Annotated in this window: 19 protein-coding genes; 8 read left to right on the top strand and 11 right to left on the bottom strand. The window is 38.2% G+C overall.

Annotation, left to right across the window (positions count from 1 at the left end; genetic code table 11):
- Positions 1–62: 62 nt before the first annotated feature.
- Both F6K18_RS32200 and F6K18_RS32195 read left to right on the top strand, forming a co-directional pair.
- Positions 63–1514 carry an MlaD family protein gene (locus tag F6K18_RS32200; protein WP_287527031.1) on the top strand — a complete coding sequence of 484 codons (1452 nt, stop codon included), beginning with the start codon at positions 63–65 and terminating at the stop codon, positions 1512–1514.
- A 302-nt stretch (positions 1515–1816) separates the two neighbouring features.
- The gene (locus F6K18_RS32195) at positions 1817–1942 is read left to right on the top strand and encodes a hypothetical protein (protein ID WP_287527029.1); all 126 of its coding nucleotides are present in this window, start codon (positions 1817–1819) and stop codon (positions 1940–1942) included.
- A gap of 176 nt (positions 1943–2118) precedes the next feature.
- On the opposite strand, the gene F6K18_RS32190 is transcribed toward F6K18_RS32195, so the two are convergent.
- Entirely contained in the window at positions 2119–3078 is a 960-nt protein-coding gene (locus F6K18_RS32190) for a 3'(2'),5'-bisphosphate nucleotidase (RefSeq protein WP_287527027.1), read from the bottom strand.
- A 518-nt stretch (positions 3079–3596) separates the two neighbouring features.
- Here F6K18_RS32190 and F6K18_RS32185 point away from each other — a divergent pair.
- Entirely contained in the window at positions 3597–4466 is an 870-nt protein-coding gene (locus F6K18_RS32185; protein ID WP_287527045.1) for a creatininase family protein, read from the top strand.
- Between the two features lie 457 nt (positions 4467–4923).
- Here the strand turns inward: F6K18_RS32185 and F6K18_RS32180 are convergent, their stop codons facing one another.
- Complete coding sequence (locus F6K18_RS32180; RefSeq protein ID WP_287527025.1) at positions 4924–6168, bottom strand: lipid-A-disaccharide synthase; 1245 nt, start codon at positions 6166–6168, stop codon at positions 4924–4926.
- A 240-nt stretch (positions 6169–6408) separates the two neighbouring features.
- Here F6K18_RS32180 and F6K18_RS32175 point away from each other — a divergent pair, with 240 nt between their 5' ends.
- Both F6K18_RS32175 and F6K18_RS32170 read left to right on the top strand, forming a co-directional pair.
- Positions 6409–7059 (top strand): PEP-CTERM sorting domain-containing protein, encoded by a 651-nt coding sequence (locus F6K18_RS32175; protein WP_287527023.1) that lies wholly within the window; start codon positions 6409–6411, stop codon positions 7057–7059.
- Positions 7060–7310: 251 nt separating this feature from the next.
- Positions 7311–7796, top strand: coding sequence for an ankyrin repeat domain-containing protein (locus F6K18_RS32170; protein ID WP_353735242.1), 486 nt, complete (start codon positions 7311–7313; stop codon positions 7794–7796).
- 176 nt (positions 7797–7972) lie between these two features.
- Here F6K18_RS32170 and F6K18_RS32165 read toward each other — a convergent pair whose 3' ends face one another.
- Positions 7973–8935: an ROK family protein gene (locus tag F6K18_RS32165; RefSeq protein ID WP_287527019.1), complete on the bottom strand. Its 963-nt coding sequence runs from the start codon at positions 8933–8935 to the stop codon at positions 7973–7975.
- Positions 8936–9736: 801 nt separating this feature from the next.
- Here F6K18_RS32165 and F6K18_RS32160 point away from each other — a divergent pair.
- Positions 9737–10135: a DUF5132 domain-containing protein gene (locus F6K18_RS32160; protein WP_287527017.1), complete on the top strand. Its 399-nt coding sequence runs from the start codon at positions 9737–9739 to the stop codon at positions 10133–10135.
- 191 nt (positions 10136–10326) lie between these two features.
- Here the strand turns inward: F6K18_RS32160 and F6K18_RS32155 are convergent, their stop codons facing one another.
- The 8 genes from F6K18_RS32155 to F6K18_RS32120 form a co-directional block, all read right to left on the bottom strand.
- The gene (locus tag F6K18_RS32155; protein WP_287527016.1) at positions 10327–10911 is read right to left on the bottom strand and encodes a DUF3226 domain-containing protein; all 585 of its coding nucleotides are present in this window, start codon (positions 10909–10911) and stop codon (positions 10327–10329) included.
- Positions 10911–11213, bottom strand: coding sequence for an ATP/GTP-binding protein (locus F6K18_RS32150; RefSeq protein WP_287527014.1), 303 nt, complete (start codon positions 11211–11213; stop codon positions 10911–10913). The genes F6K18_RS32155 and F6K18_RS32150 overlap by 1 nt, the downstream gene beginning before the upstream one ends.
- A gap of 48 nt (positions 11214–11261) precedes the next feature.
- Positions 11262–11852, bottom strand: coding sequence for a hypothetical protein (locus F6K18_RS32145; protein WP_287527012.1), 591 nt, complete (start codon positions 11850–11852; stop codon positions 11262–11264).
- Positions 11845–11997: an AAA family ATPase gene (locus F6K18_RS32140; protein WP_287527010.1), complete on the bottom strand. Its 153-nt coding sequence runs from the start codon at positions 11995–11997 to the stop codon at positions 11845–11847. The genes F6K18_RS32145 and F6K18_RS32140 overlap by 8 nt, the downstream gene beginning before the upstream one ends.
- A 1412-nt stretch (positions 11998–13409) precedes the next feature.
- Entirely contained in the window at positions 13410–13682 is a 273-nt protein-coding gene (locus F6K18_RS32135; protein WP_287527009.1) for a hypothetical protein, read from the bottom strand.
- Positions 13683–13825: 143 nt separating this feature from the next.
- Positions 13826–16072, bottom strand: a complete 2247-nt coding sequence (locus tag F6K18_RS32130) for a heavy metal translocating P-type ATPase (RefSeq protein WP_287527008.1) — start codon at positions 16070–16072, stop codon at positions 13826–13828.
- Between the two features lie 750 nt (positions 16073–16822).
- Entirely contained in the window at positions 16823–17431 is a 609-nt protein-coding gene (locus F6K18_RS32125; protein ID WP_287527007.1) for a metal ABC transporter ATPase, read from the bottom strand.
- Positions 17432–17672: 241 nt separating this feature from the next.
- Positions 17673–18212, bottom strand: a complete 540-nt coding sequence (locus F6K18_RS32120) for a DUF1499 domain-containing protein (protein WP_287527005.1) — start codon at positions 18210–18212, stop codon at positions 17673–17675.
- A 73-nt stretch (positions 18213–18285) separates the two neighbouring features.
- Between F6K18_RS32120 and F6K18_RS32115 the strand changes: the two genes are divergently transcribed.
- Together F6K18_RS32115 and F6K18_RS32110 are read left to right on the top strand one after the other, a co-directional pair.
- Positions 18286–18675 carry a nuclear transport factor 2 family protein gene (locus F6K18_RS32115; RefSeq protein ID WP_287527003.1) on the top strand — a complete coding sequence of 130 codons (390 nt, stop codon included), beginning with the start codon at positions 18286–18288 and terminating at the stop codon, positions 18673–18675.
- Between the two features lie 25 nt (positions 18676–18700).
- The gene (locus F6K18_RS32110) at positions 18701–19165 is read left to right on the top strand and encodes a M23 family metallopeptidase (RefSeq protein ID WP_287527001.1); all 465 of its coding nucleotides are present in this window, start codon (positions 18701–18703) and stop codon (positions 19163–19165) included.
- Positions 19166–19281: the final 116 nt, after the last annotated feature.

The raw sequence follows: 19281 nt of genomic DNA, 5'->3' as shown, positions 1-19281 counted from the left end.
CTATTGGTTAATAGCCAAAATCTGTAAATCGTCACAGCTTATTGATAATTTTTGGGGAAACTATGCGATCGCGAACAGCTAGAGAAGGTTCAGTTGGTTTATTAACTTTGCTAGGATTAGGTTTATTTGGTGTATTGGTGCTTTGGTTGAAGGGAGTAAACTTAGGCCAACGTAGTTATAAGGTAATAGTGGAATTTGAAAGTGCATCTGGTATGGAGTTAGGCACATCAGTTAGATATCGAGGTATTAATGTGGGACAGGTAGTAGGAATTAAACCAGGGCCAAATGGAGTAGATATTAGTCTAGAAATTAAACCTGAAGATTTAATTATTCCTCGCGATGTGTTTATTCAAGCAAATACATCTTCATTTATTGGTACTGCAGTGATAGATATTACTCCTAGAGGTAGAATACCAGAATCAGAAATTTCTGCTGGTCCTTTATCCTCTAATTGTTCGGAAATAATTATCTGTAATAATGATCGTTTACAGGGGCAAGCAGGAGTAGAAATACAGCAATTATTAAGAGCAGGAATACGTTTAATCGATCTATACAGTGATCCAGAGTTATTTAGTAATGTTAAAATAATTGCTGAAAATACAGCTAATGCTTCTGAAGAGGCTTCTAAGTTAGCAAAACAACTGGCTGATTTGTCAGAAACTATTAGAGGAGAAATGCAAGGTATAAGTCAATATTTAAGAGAAGATGTAGATGAAATAACAGGGATTCTTAGAGCAGAAGTGGGTGGTTTGACTCAAACTTTAGAGGGAGAAATAGGTGGTTTGACTAATACTTTGGAAGGGGAAATAGGTGGTTTGACTAATACTGTAGAGAGAGATTTGGATAGCCTGACTAAAACTGTAGAAAGAGAAGTAAATGAAATTTCCAATGGAATAGCAAATGTGACTAAAGCCATGGAAGAATCTACAGCAAAAGTTTCCGAGGCAGCGATCGCTTCAGCTAATTCTGTAGAGGCAGTAGCAAATAAAGTTAGTTTAACAGCAGACCAGATTAATTCAATTGTTAATACAAATCGTTCTACTCTTATAGCAACTTTAGATAATATTGAAAAAACGACGGAAGAGTTAGCAGTGTTAATGGAAAGTTTAAGTCCGATAGTTAGTGATATAGACAGAGGAGAATTGATTGGTAACTTAGAAATATTATCAGCAAATGCTGTAGAAACTTCTGCTAATCTAAGAGATATTTCTAGTGATTTAAATAGTTCTACAAATATAATTATGTTGCAACAAACATTAGATTCAGCCAGAGCAACATTTCAAAATGTGCAGAAAATGACATCAGATTTAGATGATTTAACTGGGGATGATAGATTTAGGAGAAGTCTTAAACAAATTATTAATGGATTAGGTGATTTATTCTCTTCAACAAAGCAGTTAGAGCAGCAAACTCGGATGGCAAAAAATATTGAAACTTTGTTAAAAGATAGTGGCAGTTCAGAGGTTAGTAAATTAGATATCTCCGGAAAAGAGGAAGTAGGGAGTAGGGAGTAGGGAGTAGGAGACAGGAGACAGGAGACAGGAGACAGAAGGAACGGGGAATGAGCGAGGAGGTAGGAGTAAGAATTGTCAATTTGGGATTTTTCTGCCCAACTATGTGCCTAAAATACTAACTTTTTGAGGGTTTTAGACGTGATACCAGGAACTTTTTAAAGGCCGCAAAAAGGCACTTACCTTTATCTGTCCTTTATCTGTAAATACTTTTAGATTTAATCAGCAAATCCTAATTATTAATTATTCAGGACTTACACAAATTCACCTTGAAAACGTCATATGTAGGGGCATAATTTCTGTTATTGAAGAAAACTATGGGCGATCGCTCTATGACTCAAAATTTAAGTAATATAAAATCCGATTATACAGTTATATCAAATCTGGTTGAACAACCTTATATGAAGTCTGTTGGCTTCGTAGTAATATAATTCTGTAGATCGTCATACAATGCGTAAGTAAGGGCGAATGGCCATTCGCCCCTACAGTATAGACTCTTATCTTTAAAATGACTCAAATAGGGCGCGGACATTTATAAATGCTCAAAGTTGTCAGGGGTGACTTCTGACTTCTAACTTCTAAGCTCTGACTTGCGCGTAGCGCTATGTCAATCTTGCAAAGCAGCTAAAACTCGATCGTGAATTATCCCATTACTAACAACTACACCACGGTTATCAACCATCTTCGCTCCATCAGCAAAATTTAACGGTTTACCATAAAGATCGGAAACACGTCCTCCAGCTTCTTCCACAACGATCGCTCCAGCAGCATGATCCCAAATATTCTCTCGATAGTTAGGAGACTTCGGTGAAGGCAAACGCAAATATAAAGCAGCTTGCCCAGATGCCACAATACCATACTTTGCTTGAGAGTCTACCCGTACAGAAGGCGCAGTAATACCCGCAGCTTTCGCTACTGCATTCTGACGGTCTTGGTCGCCGTGAGAACTTTCCACACTTTCCACAAACCGGAGATTAGTAGTATCACCCGCTTTCACAACATGAATAGGAGTCAATTCACCCCCTGCTATTGGCATCATTGCTGCTCCTTCACCCCGCACCGCTACATACAACATCCCTGGTTGATTATTTTCTACTGGCATCGCTGGGCAAGCTAACACCCCTACCTTAACTTCTCCTGCTTCCACCAATGCCAACGCTACTGCATATTGGTCTTGACGTAAAAACCCTTTTGTGCCATCAATGGGGTCTAAAGTCCAATAACGAGGTCCGACTTTACCGTTACCTTGGTTAATCCACTGTACTATCTGTTCTGGAGTAGCATCTGCTATCTGTTCTTTTACATAATTTGTCACTTTTGTCAAATTTTCTGCCATCTCTGGAGTTTGTAATTCAGTGGCGTCTTCTTCTCCTACCACTGGATCGTCTGGAAAGGTCTCACCCAAGGCTTTGCAAATCAACGCCTGAGCGCCATAGTCAGCAACAGTTACCGGACTTTTATCACCTTTTTCCATTGCAGGGGGAATGTTTCCACGAACCTGTTCGCAGAGTTTAGCTGCTGCTAGAGCAGCTTCAATTGCTATTTGTTTTTCGCGTTCGTAAGCCATGAGTAGTTTCAAATTAAGTACTATTTATAGCATATTTATAACATATATAGCGCTGTGCGCAGGCAACAGGCAACAGGCAACAGGCAACAAGGGGAATAAAAAACCAATAATATAAGACTTTTAGCTATTGGACAGTTCCTGTAATTTGTAAATATCCCAGCGCACATTGCTATACCAGTGTTTGAATATTTAGAACTTGGTTTGGTGGTGGTGGATTGTAATTGTGGTCTATTGTCATTATTTTGGTCAAGGACAAAAACAGTGGGAGCATCTTGCTCCCATGAAGCGCCGTTGTTCATCCCCATCTACCATTACGCGAGCAGGACTACCCTTAGTTTTGGGCACTAAACTATATATCGCTATACATTAAGGTGTTTGACATGAATAGAAACTGAAACCCTTTTGTATTCCTGTGTTGCCTGTTGCCTGTTGCCTTACGCGTAGCGCGATAAGATTGACAAAAGTTTCTTGAACAAGTTCACTTAAATTATTAATGATATTTGACTCTATTATTTATGATGCACAATTTCATTCCACCAGAAAGATTTTTTCCCTATCTCACCTGGCAAGATATTGAAACAATGCCAAATAAGGAAAATGTAGTAATTATTCAACCAGTGGGTTCTATCGAACAACATGGTTTTCATTTACCTCTAATTGTTGATTCAGCGATCGCTACTTTTATTACAGGTAAAGCACTAGCTAAACTCGACTCTAATATTCCTGCCTATGCCTTACCAACTCAATATTACGGTAAATCTAACGAACATTGGCATTTTCCTGGTACCATTACTCTCACCGCCCAGACTTTGATGGCAGTATTAACAGAAATGGCTGAAAGTATCTATCGCTCTGGGTTCCGCAAATTGGTATTTTTGAACGCACATGGTGGACAACCACAAGTTATCGAAATTGTGGCGCGAGACTTGCACCAGAAATATGAGGATTTTTTGCTATTTCCGCTTTTTGCTTGGCGCATACCTCACCCTAGCAAAGAATTGTTTACGCCAAAGGAAATGGAATTGGGAATTCATGCAGGAGATGGGGAAACCAGTATGATGTTGTCAATCTTGCCGGATACGGTAAAAATGGATAAGGCAGTAACGGAATATCCTCAAGATTTGCCTGAAGACAGTATGTTAAGTATGGAGGGGCAGTTGCCTTTTGCTTGGTTAACGCAGGAGTTAAGTTGTAGTGGGGTGTTGGGTGATGCCAAAGTGGCAACGAAAGAAAAAGGCGATCGCCTTATTGAGGCTTTTACGGATGGTTGGGTGCAGGTTATTCAGGACGTTTATAAATTTCGGCAGCCAAAACAAATTGCTGAGGAGTCAGGAGGACTGAGTCAGGAGTCAGGAGAAAGAAAGGATTTGAATAGCATTAATTTTTAAATTCGTATTCAATAAAACACCTGTATTAAGATGAAGTAATTTTGTGATTACTGTCCGGATTTTATATGACAGCAGTTTTTGAGTTGATGAGGTACAAAGTTTTACGAGTTTAGGGAATAGGGAATAGTATTAAACTGTACCTCATGCTTTCTCAAAAGTGCTGTAATTATTAAGTGGAGACAAACAACACTTAGAAAGGGAGCATCTTGCTCCCACTGTCTATACCATTACAATGCACCACTACCAAAAAACGATAGTCTTCAAAAGCAATATGACGTAGATGGTGAAAAAGTATAGCTAATCTCCGAGAATATTTAGTAATTACGTCAAAATTTCTTTCTTCCCTCTTCCCTGCTATATAGCACTACAAGAATTTGTTAGGACATTTGTCAATCCTAAAACCTTTTTACAATTTGCTATTCCCTGTTCCCTGTTCCCTATTCCCTAGCGCGTAGTGCTATAGCAACGATAACACAATTTCAGCCAACTTTTGTGCTGCTCCCGGTTGACCTCTAACACTTCTAAGACGATCGCGCATTTCTGCTAATTTTTCTGGATGACTCAAAAAATCTAATACCAATTCTGCTACTGTTTCTGGTGTCAGTTTCCCTACTAACTCCGGCACAATTTCTTGTTTTGCCCAAATATTCGGCCAAGCAAACAGTTGTCCCTTGCGCAACACTAACCAATTAATTCCGGCAGCAAAAGCAGCTCCTACCCCCGGTAAATTTGCTAACAACCCAGGCAAACCATCCCAAGCTCTCATAATATCTAGTTGTTGGGTGGGTAATAATACAATCATCGGTATTGCCAAGGAACCTAACTCAGCAGTATTAGCACCAACTGTGGTTAAGCAAAGACGACATTGAGAAAGTAGATCGTAAGCAGGAGTGCGCGTTATTAATTCCACCTCTAAACCTGTAGGTGTCACCAATTTAGGATTTTCTGTATCGGGGTCTGGAGGAATTAATAATTTTGCCTCAACACCACCCATTTTTTGAACTGCCGGATTTTTTCGAGAGTCGGCAAAACTGGCTAAAGTAGATAATTCTAGAGTAGGAGCAACTGGAACGATAAATCTCGTTTGCGGGCGTATTTTGTGGAGATGTTGAGCGATCGCTAAAGTTAAAGGTACGCCTAAAGATAACTTAGTAGGTTTCGACCCAGGCAATAACCCAATATACTCAACAATATTTTCCTCTGTTGTTGGTAAATCTATATTACTGGTTACCTCCGCCATCAAATCTCCCACTACTGTAAACTTATCGGCATATTTTGATGGTACTTCAGCAGCAACTTCTGGTTTCATTACGCCAAATTTATCTATCCAGCGCCACCATCTAGCATCCCATTCTGCATAAATAACAGTACAATAACCAAGGTGCTTTCCCACCGCAACAGTAAAAAATTGGTCGCCTCCCAAAAATAAAACTATTCCCTGGGGATACCAATGCCAGTTTTCCGCCGTTTTTCCCCACAGCAAAAACCGCCAAAAATATTCTGCGGGTTGTACTCGGTCTATTTCTGCATAGGAAAGAGCGATCGCTGCTTCTTTTCCGGTAGCATGGGGACAAGGTGAAAGTATGACAGAAATTCTCATATCAATATTTGCCTGTTGTCGTAACTGTTGCACAACAGGTAGCACCCAGGTAGCTAATTCTCCCGGGCCATTTGAGAGGATGACAATATCAATTTTTTTCATAGGGGGGTAATACTAAATCCGGTTTTACTAGACAACAGGGCAGAAATACAGCTATGGATAATAGTTCCTTTTAGTGCATTGGGATTTGGAAATATGATGCCACCATTTTTACGTCTATAATTCTCAATATTACAGCACTTTCGATAATAGTAAGGTAGTGCCGTAATAGCTTTTATTCTGTGAAATCTATGCTATTATTATACCAGATGCAACATAGAATTCATTTGGGAGATTGAAGATATGCTGAGAAAAAATCACTTATCCCTACCGTTTTTCACTATTTTGACAACCCTGACTTTCTGGGTTCCTAAAGAAGCGCTTGCTATTTCTATAAAAGCTACTGCAACTGGGTCTTCTAACCCAACTCCTGTTGTTGGAGGAGATCTACAAAATGGAGATTTTCTGATTCTACAGAATCCAACTGTCCCAAGTTTGCCTACAGGTGATGGAATTGATGAAACAACAAACTGGTTATTTGATTTCTCAAATGATAGCAATCTAATGTTTTTTCCAGTTTCCAGCCCTCTAGACTCGGCTCTCCTAACTTTGACTCTCTCTCCTATGAATTCTGGAGTTACAACAGATACTATTGGAGTTGTTGGTGGAAAATCTATTAGTATACCTAGCATTTCTGGTATCCCTGCGGTGGGAACTACAGGTACAGTTTCTATAGATTTGCTAGACTTTGGGTTTACCTCTGCAGATATTATCAATTCATTAGATCCTGTTACGAATACAATTCCCTGGTTTTATCAGGATGATGCGGTTATTTCTTTCGCGGAACTAGAATTGACAGCAGAATCTGTCCCGGAACCCACAAGTATTCTTGGTCTCTTGGTTACTGGTGCTATTGCTTCAGGTATAGTACGGGGAAAAAAGCAAGAAAATTAATAGACTAACAGAGCGATCGCTCTAGTGCCGCTACGCGGAAGTCAAAAGTCAAAAGTCAAAAGTATTGATTTGTAATTGTTTTAGGATTTTGTAACTGGTCAGTTATTTCCGCCATCCTGCTCTAGTAGGTAGATGTGTTAACTAACTATCAACTTTTGAACCTAAGCTTTCAGCACCCTAAAAGCTTGGGTTTAAATCCCCGACTTCTAGCTTGTCGTTCTAGAAAACAAAATTATAGGAGAAAATTTAAGATGACAGAATTAATTGATGCGGTTAAAACCGGAGATATTTCTCAAGTCGAAACTTTGCTGAATAAAGTTACAGATATCGATGCTAAAGACTCGGAGGGTTCCACTCCTTTAATTGCTGCTGTGGAAGCTGGCCATATAGAGATAGTTAAAAAATTATTGGCTGCTGGTGCTAATGTCAATAACAATGATAATGATGGTTGGGCATCTTTGATGGGTGCTGCGGGTGGTGGCGATCGGGAAATTTTAGAATTATTGTTGGATGCTGGTGCTGATGTCAATGCTGCTACTAATTTTGGCTTGACTCCCTTGATGACAGCTGCTGGTAGTGGCCATATTAACGCCATTCAAATTTTGCTAGACCGGGGCGCAGATATCAAGGCTAAAGATAATAATAAATGGACTGCTTTGGTCTGGGCAAATTCAGAAGGTCATCAAGAGGCAGTGGAATTGCTAAAGCAGGTACGCGATCGGGGAGTTTTGCGTTAGGTGGTAGGTATGGCAATAACCAGAGCGGTTAGGACTTATGCTGATGATGAATCTTAGACTAGGCAATGTTTTTTCCACTGTTGTCTGTTGCCTTTTCTCTGCTATATGTAGCACCCCTGCTTTCCCTCCTTTCTCGATCTCTAAAAATTCTTTAAACTTTTCAACTGAATATGATATTATTGGTTATTCAACAACAAATCCTCAGCTAATGCCACTGCCCCCCACAAAGGTGCTTCATCACCCAATGCTGCTGGTAAAATCTCAAAATTGACTTCTGGTAAAGCAGTTTCTCTTGCTACTCGTTGTAAGGTTTCCCATAATAATTCACCTGCTTTCATCACCCCACCCCCTAAAATAAACCGTTTGGGATTAACTAAATTAGCTACATTCCCAATACCCACTCCCAAACCCCAACCAGCTAACTCGATGGCCTTAATCGCAATTTTGTCTCCTTGAATAGCTGCTTCACTAACCTCTCGGGCAGTTATTGCCTCTAAATCATTATTTACTAAACTCCGTAAAATTTGCCCTTCTTTAGGTTGATATTGCAACTTTTCTCTTACCTGTTGCGCAATATAGGGACCTGATGCCAATCTTTCCACACAACCACGCTTACCACAAAGACAAATTGGACCTTCTGGATCGACTGTGACATGACCTATTTCTCCTGCCATACTCTGAACACCCCGCCATGGTTTGCCATTGAGAATCCAACCTCCACCGACACCAGTGCTTACAGTAATATAAAGTAAGTTGTCATATCCTTGACCAGCGCCAAAACGATGTTCTCCTAATGCTGCTACGTTGGCATCATTATCAACTATTACGGGTGAGTTAAATTCGGTTTCTAAGATTTGCTTGAGGGGAATATTTTCCCAACCTTTTACATGATGGGATAGACGAACTGTACCTGTTGTTGCATCTACGGGACCGCCAAAACTGACTCCTATAGCAGCAGGTTTTTCGCCTTTGAGGAGGTTGTGGGAAATAGTTTGCATGATTTCAATATCTGTTTGAGCAGAAGCATGGGGAGGGGAAAAAGTTTTTTGATAGTCTTGCCAGTTTCTTTCGCCAGCATTTAATACTGCTGCTGCTAACTTTGTACCACCAAAATCAAGGGCTAAAATTTTATTTGTCATCAATTATAGATTGGGTTTATTGAGTATATTTTTAAGTTCTTAAACTAGGGTTTGGAGCGAAGCTCCTTCAACAATTAATAATTAATAATTAATAATTAGTGCTTGCTGATTAAATATCAAAGCATTGACAGATAGAGGTTTTAACATTTTTTGGTCTAAAAAAGTACCAGCTTTTCAGTTCAAAGAGCTGCAAAAATTAAGTATTTTGGGATGATTATGGCAGAACAATATTGGGACAATTTTTCCGACTACCTCCTTTATAATTCCCATTTATCCTGTCTCCTGTCTCCTGTCTCCTACCCCTACTAAAAGACTTTTTCAGCAAACCCTAATTAACAATTACCTCTTATTTTCAAGGAGAGGATTGACGCGGAGCGTGAAAATTTTTTCTTTTCTTGGTCGATGGTCGGCCAGCGAGGAGACCTCGTCATCCATCGACCCCTTTTTTCTCCTTTAAAGGATAGGCTTGAAACTTTAATTATTCGGTAAGTTTAATCTTAATTCTTGATTCTTGTAGTTTATTCTCGGTTATTAAGTAATCTATAAATTTGTGATTCATATAGCAGTCGAAGGAAAGGACGCAGAAAGTTCAAAAGCTTAAAACTCAGACAAAGCAATATTTTTTCTTCTTCCTTCTTGTCTCTTCCTTCTTCCTTCTGCTATAAATTTAGAAACTGCTATATTTTATTGTTGAAAATAAATAGCAACAAAAATTTAATAAAAAATTAATTACCCTCGTTCGTGTTTTTTTGTTATAATTCTTTTATAAGATAAGAATACTAATATCAGGAGAGCATTAATATGGTAGAAAAAACTAATCAAAATTTACCAGAATCAGTGGTTCAAAATTTACCTGTGGTAGCTAATCAAACCTGGCAACAAGCAACTCAAAACTTTCCTCAACAAGTTAAACAAACTGTTATTCAAAATCGAGTTCCGATTGCAGTAGGTGTGGGTGCGATTGTATTAACTCCGATTCTTTTACCTTTATTAAAACCTGTAGCTAAAGCAACTATTAAAACGGGAGTTTCTTTCTTGGAAAAAACTAAAGGTGCTCTAGCAGAAACAGTAGAAGTATTCGGGGATATTGTGGCGGAAGCTAAGGCAGAAGTAGCGGCAGAAGCACAACATAAATCTAACTTAAAAGCAGGTGTATATTCTCAACAAGAATTGAATGCAAATAAGTCAGCAACTCCTTGAAGAAGGAGTCAGGAGACAGCTATACTGGAGACAGAATCAATTGCATAGGGATAGGAGGGCGATTAGCATTAAAGGCTCACTAGGGCAGAAAAATTAAGGGACTATTCTTCCTACTAACTCCTCCATAACTCCTATTTCTCCTGACTCCTGAACTCCTACCCTTACCAAAATACTTTTTCAGCAAACCCTATTTAAAGATTTTTGATAAAATTTGTCAGTTCTTTAAAAGCTTCGTTATCCCATTTAATATAACCTGCTTGAGCTGCTGCACCTAGACGTTTATCGGGATGTTCTTGAGTAGATAACCAGGCGTATATTTTAGCTTTAGAAATTTTATTAGATTTTCTGCTTGTACTTGTTTCAATGCACTGAAAGAAATCTTCAATACAACTAATTTCATCAGTATGTATTGATTTTAAACATAAGTCTTCTAGCATTCCTGGAGAACTGTTGTCTGGAAGGATAAACTTTTCTATTTTTAAATTCTCTATCTCATTTAATTTATGTCGTCTGAGAGAACCTTCAATACTTTTAGACGCATCATCGAATGACTCATCAGCATCTCTAGCAATTCCTAAAGAACGTAAATTAGAAAAACCTGGTATTAAAGGCAAAGTTTTTAAGTAATTATTAAGGTTATCTTTCCCTTCATAATCAATAACTTGGATATCATTAATTTCTAAATATTCAATTAATTGAGAGAATAAAATTACATCTTCTTTTCCTTCACCAATAATCAATTTTGACTTTTCAATTGTTTTTTTTATTTCACTCATTAACGCATCTCCAAGTTAAGTTCTAAAGAAGTCTCAATATTATCTTTGTCATAAGTTAAGCTCTTGATAATATTAGTCTCTTTTTCTCTCTCTAGTCTGAAATAACGAAAGTCATATAATTCGGAGTTGGAAAATGCTTGATGAGCAGCATTAATACATTCATAACTATGAGTAGTAGCAAAAAGTTGAGTATTAGATTTTCTAGTTGCTACAGCTATAGACTGCCAAACTTTTTCCATTATTGAGTAATGTATGCCATTTTCAATTTCATCAATTGATACTGTTCCTTCTTTTGCATTCATAATCGATAAAATAATAGATAATAATCTTCCCATTCCTTCTCCCATTAATTAAACGGGAATTAAATAATCTGCTCCAATATCTCCATGAATCATCGGAATTCCTCCAGTTACTAAAACTGCTAAACGTTTTAATCTTGGTTCTACTATTTTTAAGATTTCTATAATTTCATTTTGTTGATTTATAGCTTCAAATTGACTGAATATTTCTGCATCTTCGGTTGGCGATACTCTTAAACGACTACTGAGAAAAGCACTAGGAGGAAAAACTTCTATTTCTCTTGCTTCCTCTTCCTTGTCTTGCTGAATTTCTATCCGCATTCTTTCTTCTTGGTCTGGGGTTAAAAATGTTGTAAATTCCAAGAGTTTTTGACCTGTTTTTTTAAACTCAAGTTTTAAATCTTTGATTGTTTTCCTACTATTTTGTTTTGGACTTAAAGGGAATAATCTGGGGCTTAATGCTTTATTTAGACTTAATATTAATTCACTCTCTTCATCATTCTTGTCTACTATTTTAATTTTAATAACTTTACTTACTTGTTTGTTATAGAATAACCATTCACAAACTTCTTCAACGTCAAAAGTTTGTTCCTGGAATACTCCTCTATCAAAGTTTAATTGAAATGGAATTTCGTTAAGCATTTAAACTTTTTAACAAAAAAATTGCTTCTAGCAGAGCTGTTTTTCCAACATTATTGATACCTCCAATTAAATTAACTCGTTCGATATTATCAATAGGAATTTCTTCAAAACATCTAAAGTTTTTAACTGTAATACATTTAAACATAATTAATTTAACGCTTTCTTTTTTACTTTTATAAAAGCTGTTTGGTATCTTTGTCAAAGTGGATCACTTAGTCAAACATGATAGTTGGAAGATAATTCGGTTTTTGAGTTGAATAAAAAGTCATGCTTAGGGACGAACAACTCCCAATATATAAACTGTATAACCATTTTTTGGAGAATGCAAGGCTGAAAATTTTGGCGATTTTTTTGAGCTTCACAAAATGATAATTTCTCTAGTTGCGATCGACGATAGAAGCTATCTTTGTCAAAGTGGATAACTTACTCAAGCATCATATATATACACTGGCAGAACATTGTCTTTTTTGCGTTGAATAAAAAGTCATGTATAGGGGCGAACAACCCCTAATAAATAAATACTATCAAAATTTTTTCGGAAGTGCAAGACTCAAATATTTGGAGCCTTTTTTGGAGCTTCACAAAATGATTATTTGGAGTCTCAGGGGATAATTTTCTCTGCTTCTGATGATTAACTTTAATCAAGGCTGTTTAGTATCTTGCTCACAGTAGATAATTTATTCCCACATTGCGTACGCGAGAATATTATCTTTTTTTAGTTGAATAAAAAGTCATGCGTAGGGGCAAACGACTCCTAATAAATAAATACTATCAAAATTTTTTGGGGAATGCAAGACTCAAATATTTGGAGCCTTTCCTGGAGCTTCACAGAATGATAATGACTCTAGTTCTGATTAACTTTAATCAAAGCTGTTTAGTATTTTGCTCACAGTAGATAATTTATTCTCACATTGCGTACGCGAGAATATTGTCTTTTTTTGGTTGAATAAAAAGTCATGCGTAGGGGCGAGCAACTCCTAATATATAAATATTATCACAATTATTTCGGGAATGGAAGGCAGAAAAATCGCCAAATTTTTCTGGAGCTTCACAGAATGATGAATTGGAGTCTCAAGGGATAATTTTCTCTAGTTCTGATTAACTTTAATCAAAGCTGTTTAGTATCTTGCTCACAGTAGATAATTTATTCTCACATTGCGTACGCTAGAACATTGTCTTTTTGGAGTTGAATAAAAAGTCATGCGTAGGGGCGAGCAACTCCCAATATATAAATATTATCACAATTATTTCGGGAATGGAAGGCAGAAAAATCGCCAAATTTTTCTGGAGCTTCACAGAATGATGAATTTAACTAAAATAATAATTTTCTCTATTTCTGAGTTGAGGGTAGACTTTGATATAAGCAATTTGGATTCTATAGAGGCGAGTTTTATCTAAGTTCTTCAACTCACCCCTAAATTAATGGCGTTGCTGAATACTGGGATGATTTCGGCGCTCCACGGGGACACCGAGACACGGAGACATGAGGATTATGGTTTTTGCTCTGGTGACAAAATCATCCCGCAATTATGCAACGCCAAATTAATAAATTTAATCTCAACGATGAGTTTGAGATTCTGCCAAATTATCAGCAAACTCCTCACCAATTCCGGCAAAAGTCGCCTGACTCTGTTCATACATAGAAAGACCACTTTTAATCGCATCCTTAACTACTTTTCTAGCAACTTTTGTGACAGTAGGAGCAACTAATGGACTTAGCAAAAACGCACCTAATCCCAATAAGGCAAAGCGATCGTTTGTTTGACCATCTTCAACCATTTCTCGGAGGTGAAGAGTGACTACAGATTTTTTTAAGTGAACAAGTGACATAATTAATTTGAAGAAGTAATCAAGAATAACGAAGAAGATTAAGATTAGTTTTTTTTTGTGGGGGTTTGTTTGGTAAATAAACTTTTGGAATTAACCAAAATATATATACAAATATCTACAAAAACTATTCCCCTACCCTTCTATTATGTACTACTTTCTAACTGATGCTGCACTAGGGGACGTAAACTATTTAAACCAGCAGCGATCGCACTACCATTGTGGACTACCGTAGCAATGAGAGGATGTAGTCCCACTGTCGAGGCCAACCCTAAAGCTACCAAATTTGGCCCTACTACCATAACAGTATTTTGTTCGATCAGATGTTTAGTCTGCTTGGCAATAGCGATCGCCTCCAACAAACTAGATAAATTATTATTCATCAAAACCACATCTGCTGTTTCCCTCGCTACATCCGAACCATTTTCAAAAGAAACAGACACATCTGCATAAGCTAAAGCCACAGAATCATTTAACCCATCTCCCACAAAAGCCACAGTTTTTCCGGTGCGACGTAAATCTCGAACAATAGCAGCTTTTTGGTCAGGAAAAGCCTCAGCATGAACTTGAGACTCTGGGATTTTCAACTCTGTCGCCACCATCTTTGCCCTAACTTCGTTGTCCCCAGTCAATAAATGCACCTCCATACCATACTCTTGCTGCAATCTCATAATCAGAGGCATACTTTCCGGACGCACTGGGTCTTTATATTGAATTGCCCCCTGAAACTCGCCATTGCAGGCCACATAAATCAAAGATAACCACTCAGAAACTGGGCATTCTTGGTCGGGATGGGCACAACTTTCCTGAAAACAAGGATGATTTTCATAGAAGCAATTCAAATCTACTCCTGCTTGAGTCAAAAACTTAGCACTACCGACCAAAACATCCTGACCATTAATATCTACCTGAATACCTAATCCTACTTTATACTCCCACTCTCCCCGTGGATAAATATTCACACCTTGTTCCTGAGCATAACGGGCGATCGCCTCTGCCACTGGATGAGTAATACGTTGTTCAGCAGAAGCTGCTAAAGCCAAAACTTCTGTAGCAGTCATTCGTCCTGATACTGTTTCTACTCCCACCACAGCAATATTACCTTGAGTCAAAGTACCAGTTTTGTCAAAAACAATAGTATCAATTTCGGCTAACATTTCCAGAGTACGACCACTCCTAACCAAAATGCCGTGTCTAGTAGTATGGTTTAGCGCTCCCAAAAATGCGGTGGGGACTGATACTCGAATTCCTGTGACAAAGTCTAGGGTGAGAATAGATGCAGCTCTACTTGGGTCGCGAGTTGTGGCTAAGACAATGCCAGCTAATATTAACGATGGCAAAATTAATTTGTCTGCCATTTGAGAGGCATAATTTGCCATTCTGGTGTCATGTACTGGAGCTTTTTGTAATAGTTCGATACTAGCAGCAGCGCGAGTTTGTTTGCCGACTCTTTCTGCTCGAATATAAATTTGACCGGAACGTACTAAAGTCGAAGCATAGACTAAAGTAGCTGGTTTTCCTACAATTGGCATTGACTCTCCAGTGAGCTGCTGTTGGTCAATGACTGCTTCACCTTGCAAGACTTCTCCATCTACTGGTATTTGTTCTCCTGGGTAAACTATGACTGTATCGCCTTGTTTGACTTGGTCGCTTGGTATTTGTTGTTTTTCTCCATCTCTTTCTACCCAGGCAAAATTTCCGATGGCGTCTAACAGGTCTGAAGTTTGGTGTTCGGTGGATCTGGCTGTTTGTTCGCGAATTACATCTCCCAGTTCGTGGAGAGTTAAGACTAATGCGGGGGTTAATACTTTGCCTTGGATGGTGCCGAGGGTTAGGGAGAGGAAGTCGAGACAGTCTATATTCAAGCAATGTTCGATGAATAAGCTCTGGAACGCTCGTTTGACAACTGGGAATGCTGCAATGGCCAAGGCGCTAAAACTCAGTTGTGGGGAAATTGGTAATTTTAATGGTCCGCCGAGGAAAGCTAAGAGGGTTGCTAGACCTGGTATTACTAAACTTGACCATTCTCCTTCATTTTCGTCTTCTGTTTCTGGTGGTGCTTGGGAGTTAACTTTTTTTTTGACAACTGTTACGGTAGAGCGATCGACATTTTCCATTAGGTAGATCAGATGGTCTAGTACTTCTGTTTCTGATTTGCCTCTGGTCTGATAATTAATGGCGATCGAACTTGCTGCTTGGTTAATGCGAGCTTGTTTGACGTGGATATCTGATTCTAATAATGTTTGCACATTTTCAGTATAATTTTTATCTATACTCAAGCGCATGACCCGAAATCTGACTCTTCCGGGAATGCCATGAACTAATGATATTGTGGGAGTTTTGACTGTTACTGTTGATGTTGACCCTGATTGTTGTGATTTGATAGTTTGCATGGTTTTAGTTGATTTGTCTTGGTTCCAGGTGAGAATGTGGCTTCATTAATTGATAATGGATAATTGATAATTACCTCTGGTTAAAACCGCTACGGAATTGAATATAAGGAATATTTTCTTTTTTTTTCCCTTAAAAGGGGAGGATTTTTACCAGAATTATTTAATTATTAATTATTCGGTAATATTATTGGTATAGCTGAAGGAAGAAGGAAAAACTTAAGTTGGAAAAATCCGGCGTTGTCTTAGTTTTAAGCTTTTGATATGTTTGCACCCTTTGCTTCGACTGCTATAAGAGTTGTTCCAGCTAACGATACTTTGGCAAAAAATATGTTCAGAACAGCATCAAACCCTTATATAGTCTATATTTTACATTTTATCAACCTTTTTCCTGATATATCTAGGTTTAAGCCATTTTTAGCCTATTAATGTATTTCCCTTATCCCTAATAGCTTTGAAGGCATTTTCATTGTAAAAAATATCAAAGTACCGCTAAGTATAAACCTATGATTTTAAAGATTTAACCTACTGGGGAATTAGAGGGGGGATGACATCAAGGTCGAAGTTGGAAGTCAGTGTCAAACTGTCTTTTTCCAAAACCTTAATTAGACTTGTCGCTTTATAACTTAAAAATTCCCCAAAGACCTTGTTCTGTAAGGATTGTAGCTATTGGATAGCAAAAATACTGGGAATTATTGCTCTGTCTAGGTTAGAGTGATTTTTTCCCTTTATTTAGCGACAACTCTAATGTACTTAATCAGTTTCTTCTGGCGTTTCTGGGGACTCTGAATTTGCTTCTGGTTGTGGTATTTCCTGTTCATCGGTATCAGCTTCTTGAATAATAGTCATTAGTCTCATTCCCAGTTCCCAGTCTGACATTCCATCAGCTTGATACTGGATGGCGACGGAAGCTGCTGCTGTATTTATCCGCACTCCTAATACATGGGAGTCTGCTGTTAAAAGTTGTTCTAAACGTCTGACATAATTTGGGTCAGATGCTACTTTTGGTATTCGCAGTCGGATGCGACCGGGTACTGAATGCACTATGGTGTATGTTGGTGAGTCATCACTAGCAACGGTTGTCACTGGTTGAGGAATAGTTGTTTGCTCAGTATCAATTACAGGTATAGTTACTGTTTGTTCTTTTAGTTGTTCAATTATTTGGCGCACAAAACCTGCAACTGTAAGGTTGACTAGAAGTGCAGTAGCACCCCGTAGTTTAAATCTATTGGTAATTATGATTCCGACTAAGGGTGGTAGAATGTATTCGATTTCATTATGTGCTTGTAAAAATGCACCTAACTGGGGGAAAGTTGTTTCAGTTGAGTTGATCGTGTTTGTATAGCTTGAGGTTGTTGTCATGGTGAATATTCCTTTGGTGAAAGGGAACAGGGAGTGAGGGAGTGGATCACACTGATTATGGCACGGATACACGGATAGGTCAGGGAGTGGGGGAGTATTTGGCATTGGTGATTTGAGCTATGATATCCTGTCCGGGTAAGAGCGCGAACAAAAAACTTTCTCCTTCTACTACTCTTTCTTTTTCCTGACTCCTGACTCCTGACTCCTGACTCCTGACTCCTCCCTTATTATTTATAACTATTCAACTGGACATGGTATTACTTGTTTTTAGTTGGTTCCATTTTGTCCGAATAGTTTCGACTCGTTCGCGGTTAACACCTAAATCTGATTCTCCTAGACGGGAAGCTGAACGTAGTTGAATAGCATTAGCTTCTTCATCTACATAGAATTCTACATCATCTACAAATCCCATTATCTTACTTGTAAACTCAGCATACAAGTAATTTTTATCCTCCTTAACAATATTTGTCCGAGACATAGATGCAATTATTTGTTTGAGGTTAGCGATCGCTGTTTCTGGATTATTGGAATCATAGCTAAGAGAGATTATACCATGTTCTGCATCCTGACTGTAACTACTGACACAGTTTGGACTATTAGGACAAGGTGCTAGTCGTCCAGAATATACGCCTAAATTATCGGGTCTGGTGCCAGCAAATAAACTTAGTTTGTCAGAGGTGGCATTAACTCCGACAACAATGGCAACTGTTACTAACAAAAAGAGGGTAATGTATAACATTTTCAAAAATATATTAGGAGATTTTTTTTCTGTTGTTTCCATGGTCTATCGGAGAATAATTTGATTGAACTGGCTAATATAATAACAATTATTCTATATCTAAACCCAAAATTTTATGACTGACGAAAAGCAAGCAATATTAACAGCAAATCAAGCCTTTTATCGAGCTTTTGAAAAACGGGACATTGAAACTATTAGTTCTATTTTGTCCAAGGGTATTGACACAGTTTGTATTCATCCAGGTCGTACTGCCATTCGTGGTTTTGAAAATATTCGGAATTCCTGGGATTTAATATTTAAAAATACTAATTATATTGAAATCGATCTTGATATTGTGACAACAGAAATTAATGGGGATATTGGTTATGTTGTTTTGATCGAAAATTTGATGCAAGTTATTGGGGGTAGGAGAACTAAAGCTCAGTGTATAGCAACAAATATTTTTGAGCGGATGGGTGGAAATTGGTATCTGATTCATCATCATGGTAGTCCATTGATGAGCTAGTGCCGCTACGCGGAAGTTAAAAGTCATGCATTTAAAAGTGAGTGCTAATTGGCGAGGTTTCCTACGGCGCGCCTACTGTGCGGAAATAGTTCCGCACACAGCCAATCCTGTAGAAACCAGTCGCTCTTCTCTAACAGAAACCAACAATACTGTACCCTGGATCTTTCCACTTCGTTCTCGACCGACTCTAAGTTACAAAACAGGAGGAAGGTATTTTGGTGCAAACCGTCCAAGCAGACGCAAGCACGCAGGTTGTGATTTAATAGCACCTTCTGGAACAGAAGTTTTGGCGATGGAAGATGGAGAAGTACTCCAAAGTTATCCTTTTTGGCAAGGAACAGATGCGCTGGAAATTAAACATCAAGGTGGTATGATCGTGCGTTACTGTGAAATTTCCGTTGCATCGGGGATGAGACCAGGAATTCGGGTATCTAAGGGACAAGTCATTGCTCATGTGAAACGCTCCAAGAAGAAGACTTGGCGTTGCTGAAGCGCGGGTATGATTAGGGAAAAGAGCGATCGCCGACCAAAACAATAATTCCTATTATTCCTATTATTTGGATCAGGAGTTGGTACATCTCCAAATTTTAGAAGCGTGAATTAATA

The sequence above is a fragment of the Okeania sp. SIO2C2 genome, assembly GCF_010692625.1.
GTDB lineage: Bacteria > Cyanobacteriota > Cyanobacteriia > Cyanobacteriales > Microcoleaceae > Okeania > Okeania hirsuta.
This window is presented reverse-complemented; position numbering and strand designations above follow the sequence as displayed.

Bases quoted from the DNA above. Each gene is read 5' to 3' on its own strand.
- F6K18_RS32145 (WP_287527012.1), bottom strand. From the start codon at position 11,852: ATGCTTAACGAAATTCCATTTCAATTAAACTTTGATAGAGGAGTATTC.
- F6K18_RS32180 (WP_287527025.1), bottom strand. From the start codon at position 6,168: ATGAAAAAAATTGATATTGTCATCCTCTCAAATGGCCCGGGAGAATTA.
- F6K18_RS32125 (WP_287527007.1), bottom strand. From the start codon at position 17,431: ATGACAACAACCTCAAGCTATACAAACACGATCAACTCAACTGAAACA.
- F6K18_RS32185 (WP_287527045.1), top strand. From the start codon at position 3,597: ATGCACAATTTCATTCCACCAGAAAGATTTTTTCCCTATCTCACCTGG.
- F6K18_RS32130 (WP_287527008.1), bottom strand. From the start codon at position 16,072: ATGCAAACTATCAAATCACAACAATCAGGGTCAACATCAACAGTAACA.
- F6K18_RS32115 (WP_287527003.1), top strand. From the start codon at position 18,286: ATGACTGACGAAAAGCAAGCAATATTAACAGCAAATCAAGCCTTTTAT.
- F6K18_RS32200 (WP_287527031.1), top strand. From the start codon at position 63: ATGCGATCGCGAACAGCTAGAGAAGGTTCAGTTGGTTTATTAACTTTG.
- F6K18_RS32110 (WP_287527001.1), top strand. From the start codon at position 18,701: ATGCATTTAAAAGTGAGTGCTAATTGGCGAGGTTTCCTACGGCGCGCC.
- F6K18_RS32150 (WP_287527014.1), bottom strand. From the start codon at position 11,213: ATGAATGCAAAAGAAGGAACAGTATCAATTGATGAAATTGAAAATGGC.
- F6K18_RS32160 (WP_287527017.1), top strand. From the start codon at position 9,737: ATGGTAGAAAAAACTAATCAAAATTTACCAGAATCAGTGGTTCAAAAT.
- F6K18_RS32175 (WP_287527023.1), top strand. From the start codon at position 6,409: ATGCTGAGAAAAAATCACTTATCCCTACCGTTTTTCACTATTTTGACA.
- F6K18_RS32140 (WP_287527010.1), bottom strand. From the start codon at position 11,997: ATGTTTAAATGTATTACAGTTAAAAACTTTAGATGTTTTGAAGAAATT.
- F6K18_RS32190 (WP_287527027.1), bottom strand. From the start codon at position 3,078: ATGGCTTACGAACGCGAAAAACAAATAGCAATTGAAGCTGCTCTAGCA.
- F6K18_RS32170 (WP_353735242.1), top strand. From the start codon at position 7,311: ATGACAGAATTAATTGATGCGGTTAAAACCGGAGATATTTCTCAAGTC.
- F6K18_RS32165 (WP_287527019.1), bottom strand. From the start codon at position 8,935: ATGACAAATAAAATTTTAGCCCTTGATTTTGGTGGTACAAAGTTAGCA.
- F6K18_RS32135 (WP_287527009.1), bottom strand. From the start codon at position 13,682: ATGTCACTTGTTCACTTAAAAAAATCTGTAGTCACTCTTCACCTCCGA.
- F6K18_RS32120 (WP_287527005.1), bottom strand. From the start codon at position 18,212: ATGGAAACAACAGAAAAAAAATCTCCTAATATATTTTTGAAAATGTTA.
- F6K18_RS32155 (WP_287527016.1), bottom strand. From the start codon at position 10,911: ATGAGTGAAATAAAAAAAACAATTGAAAAGTCAAAATTGATTATTGGT.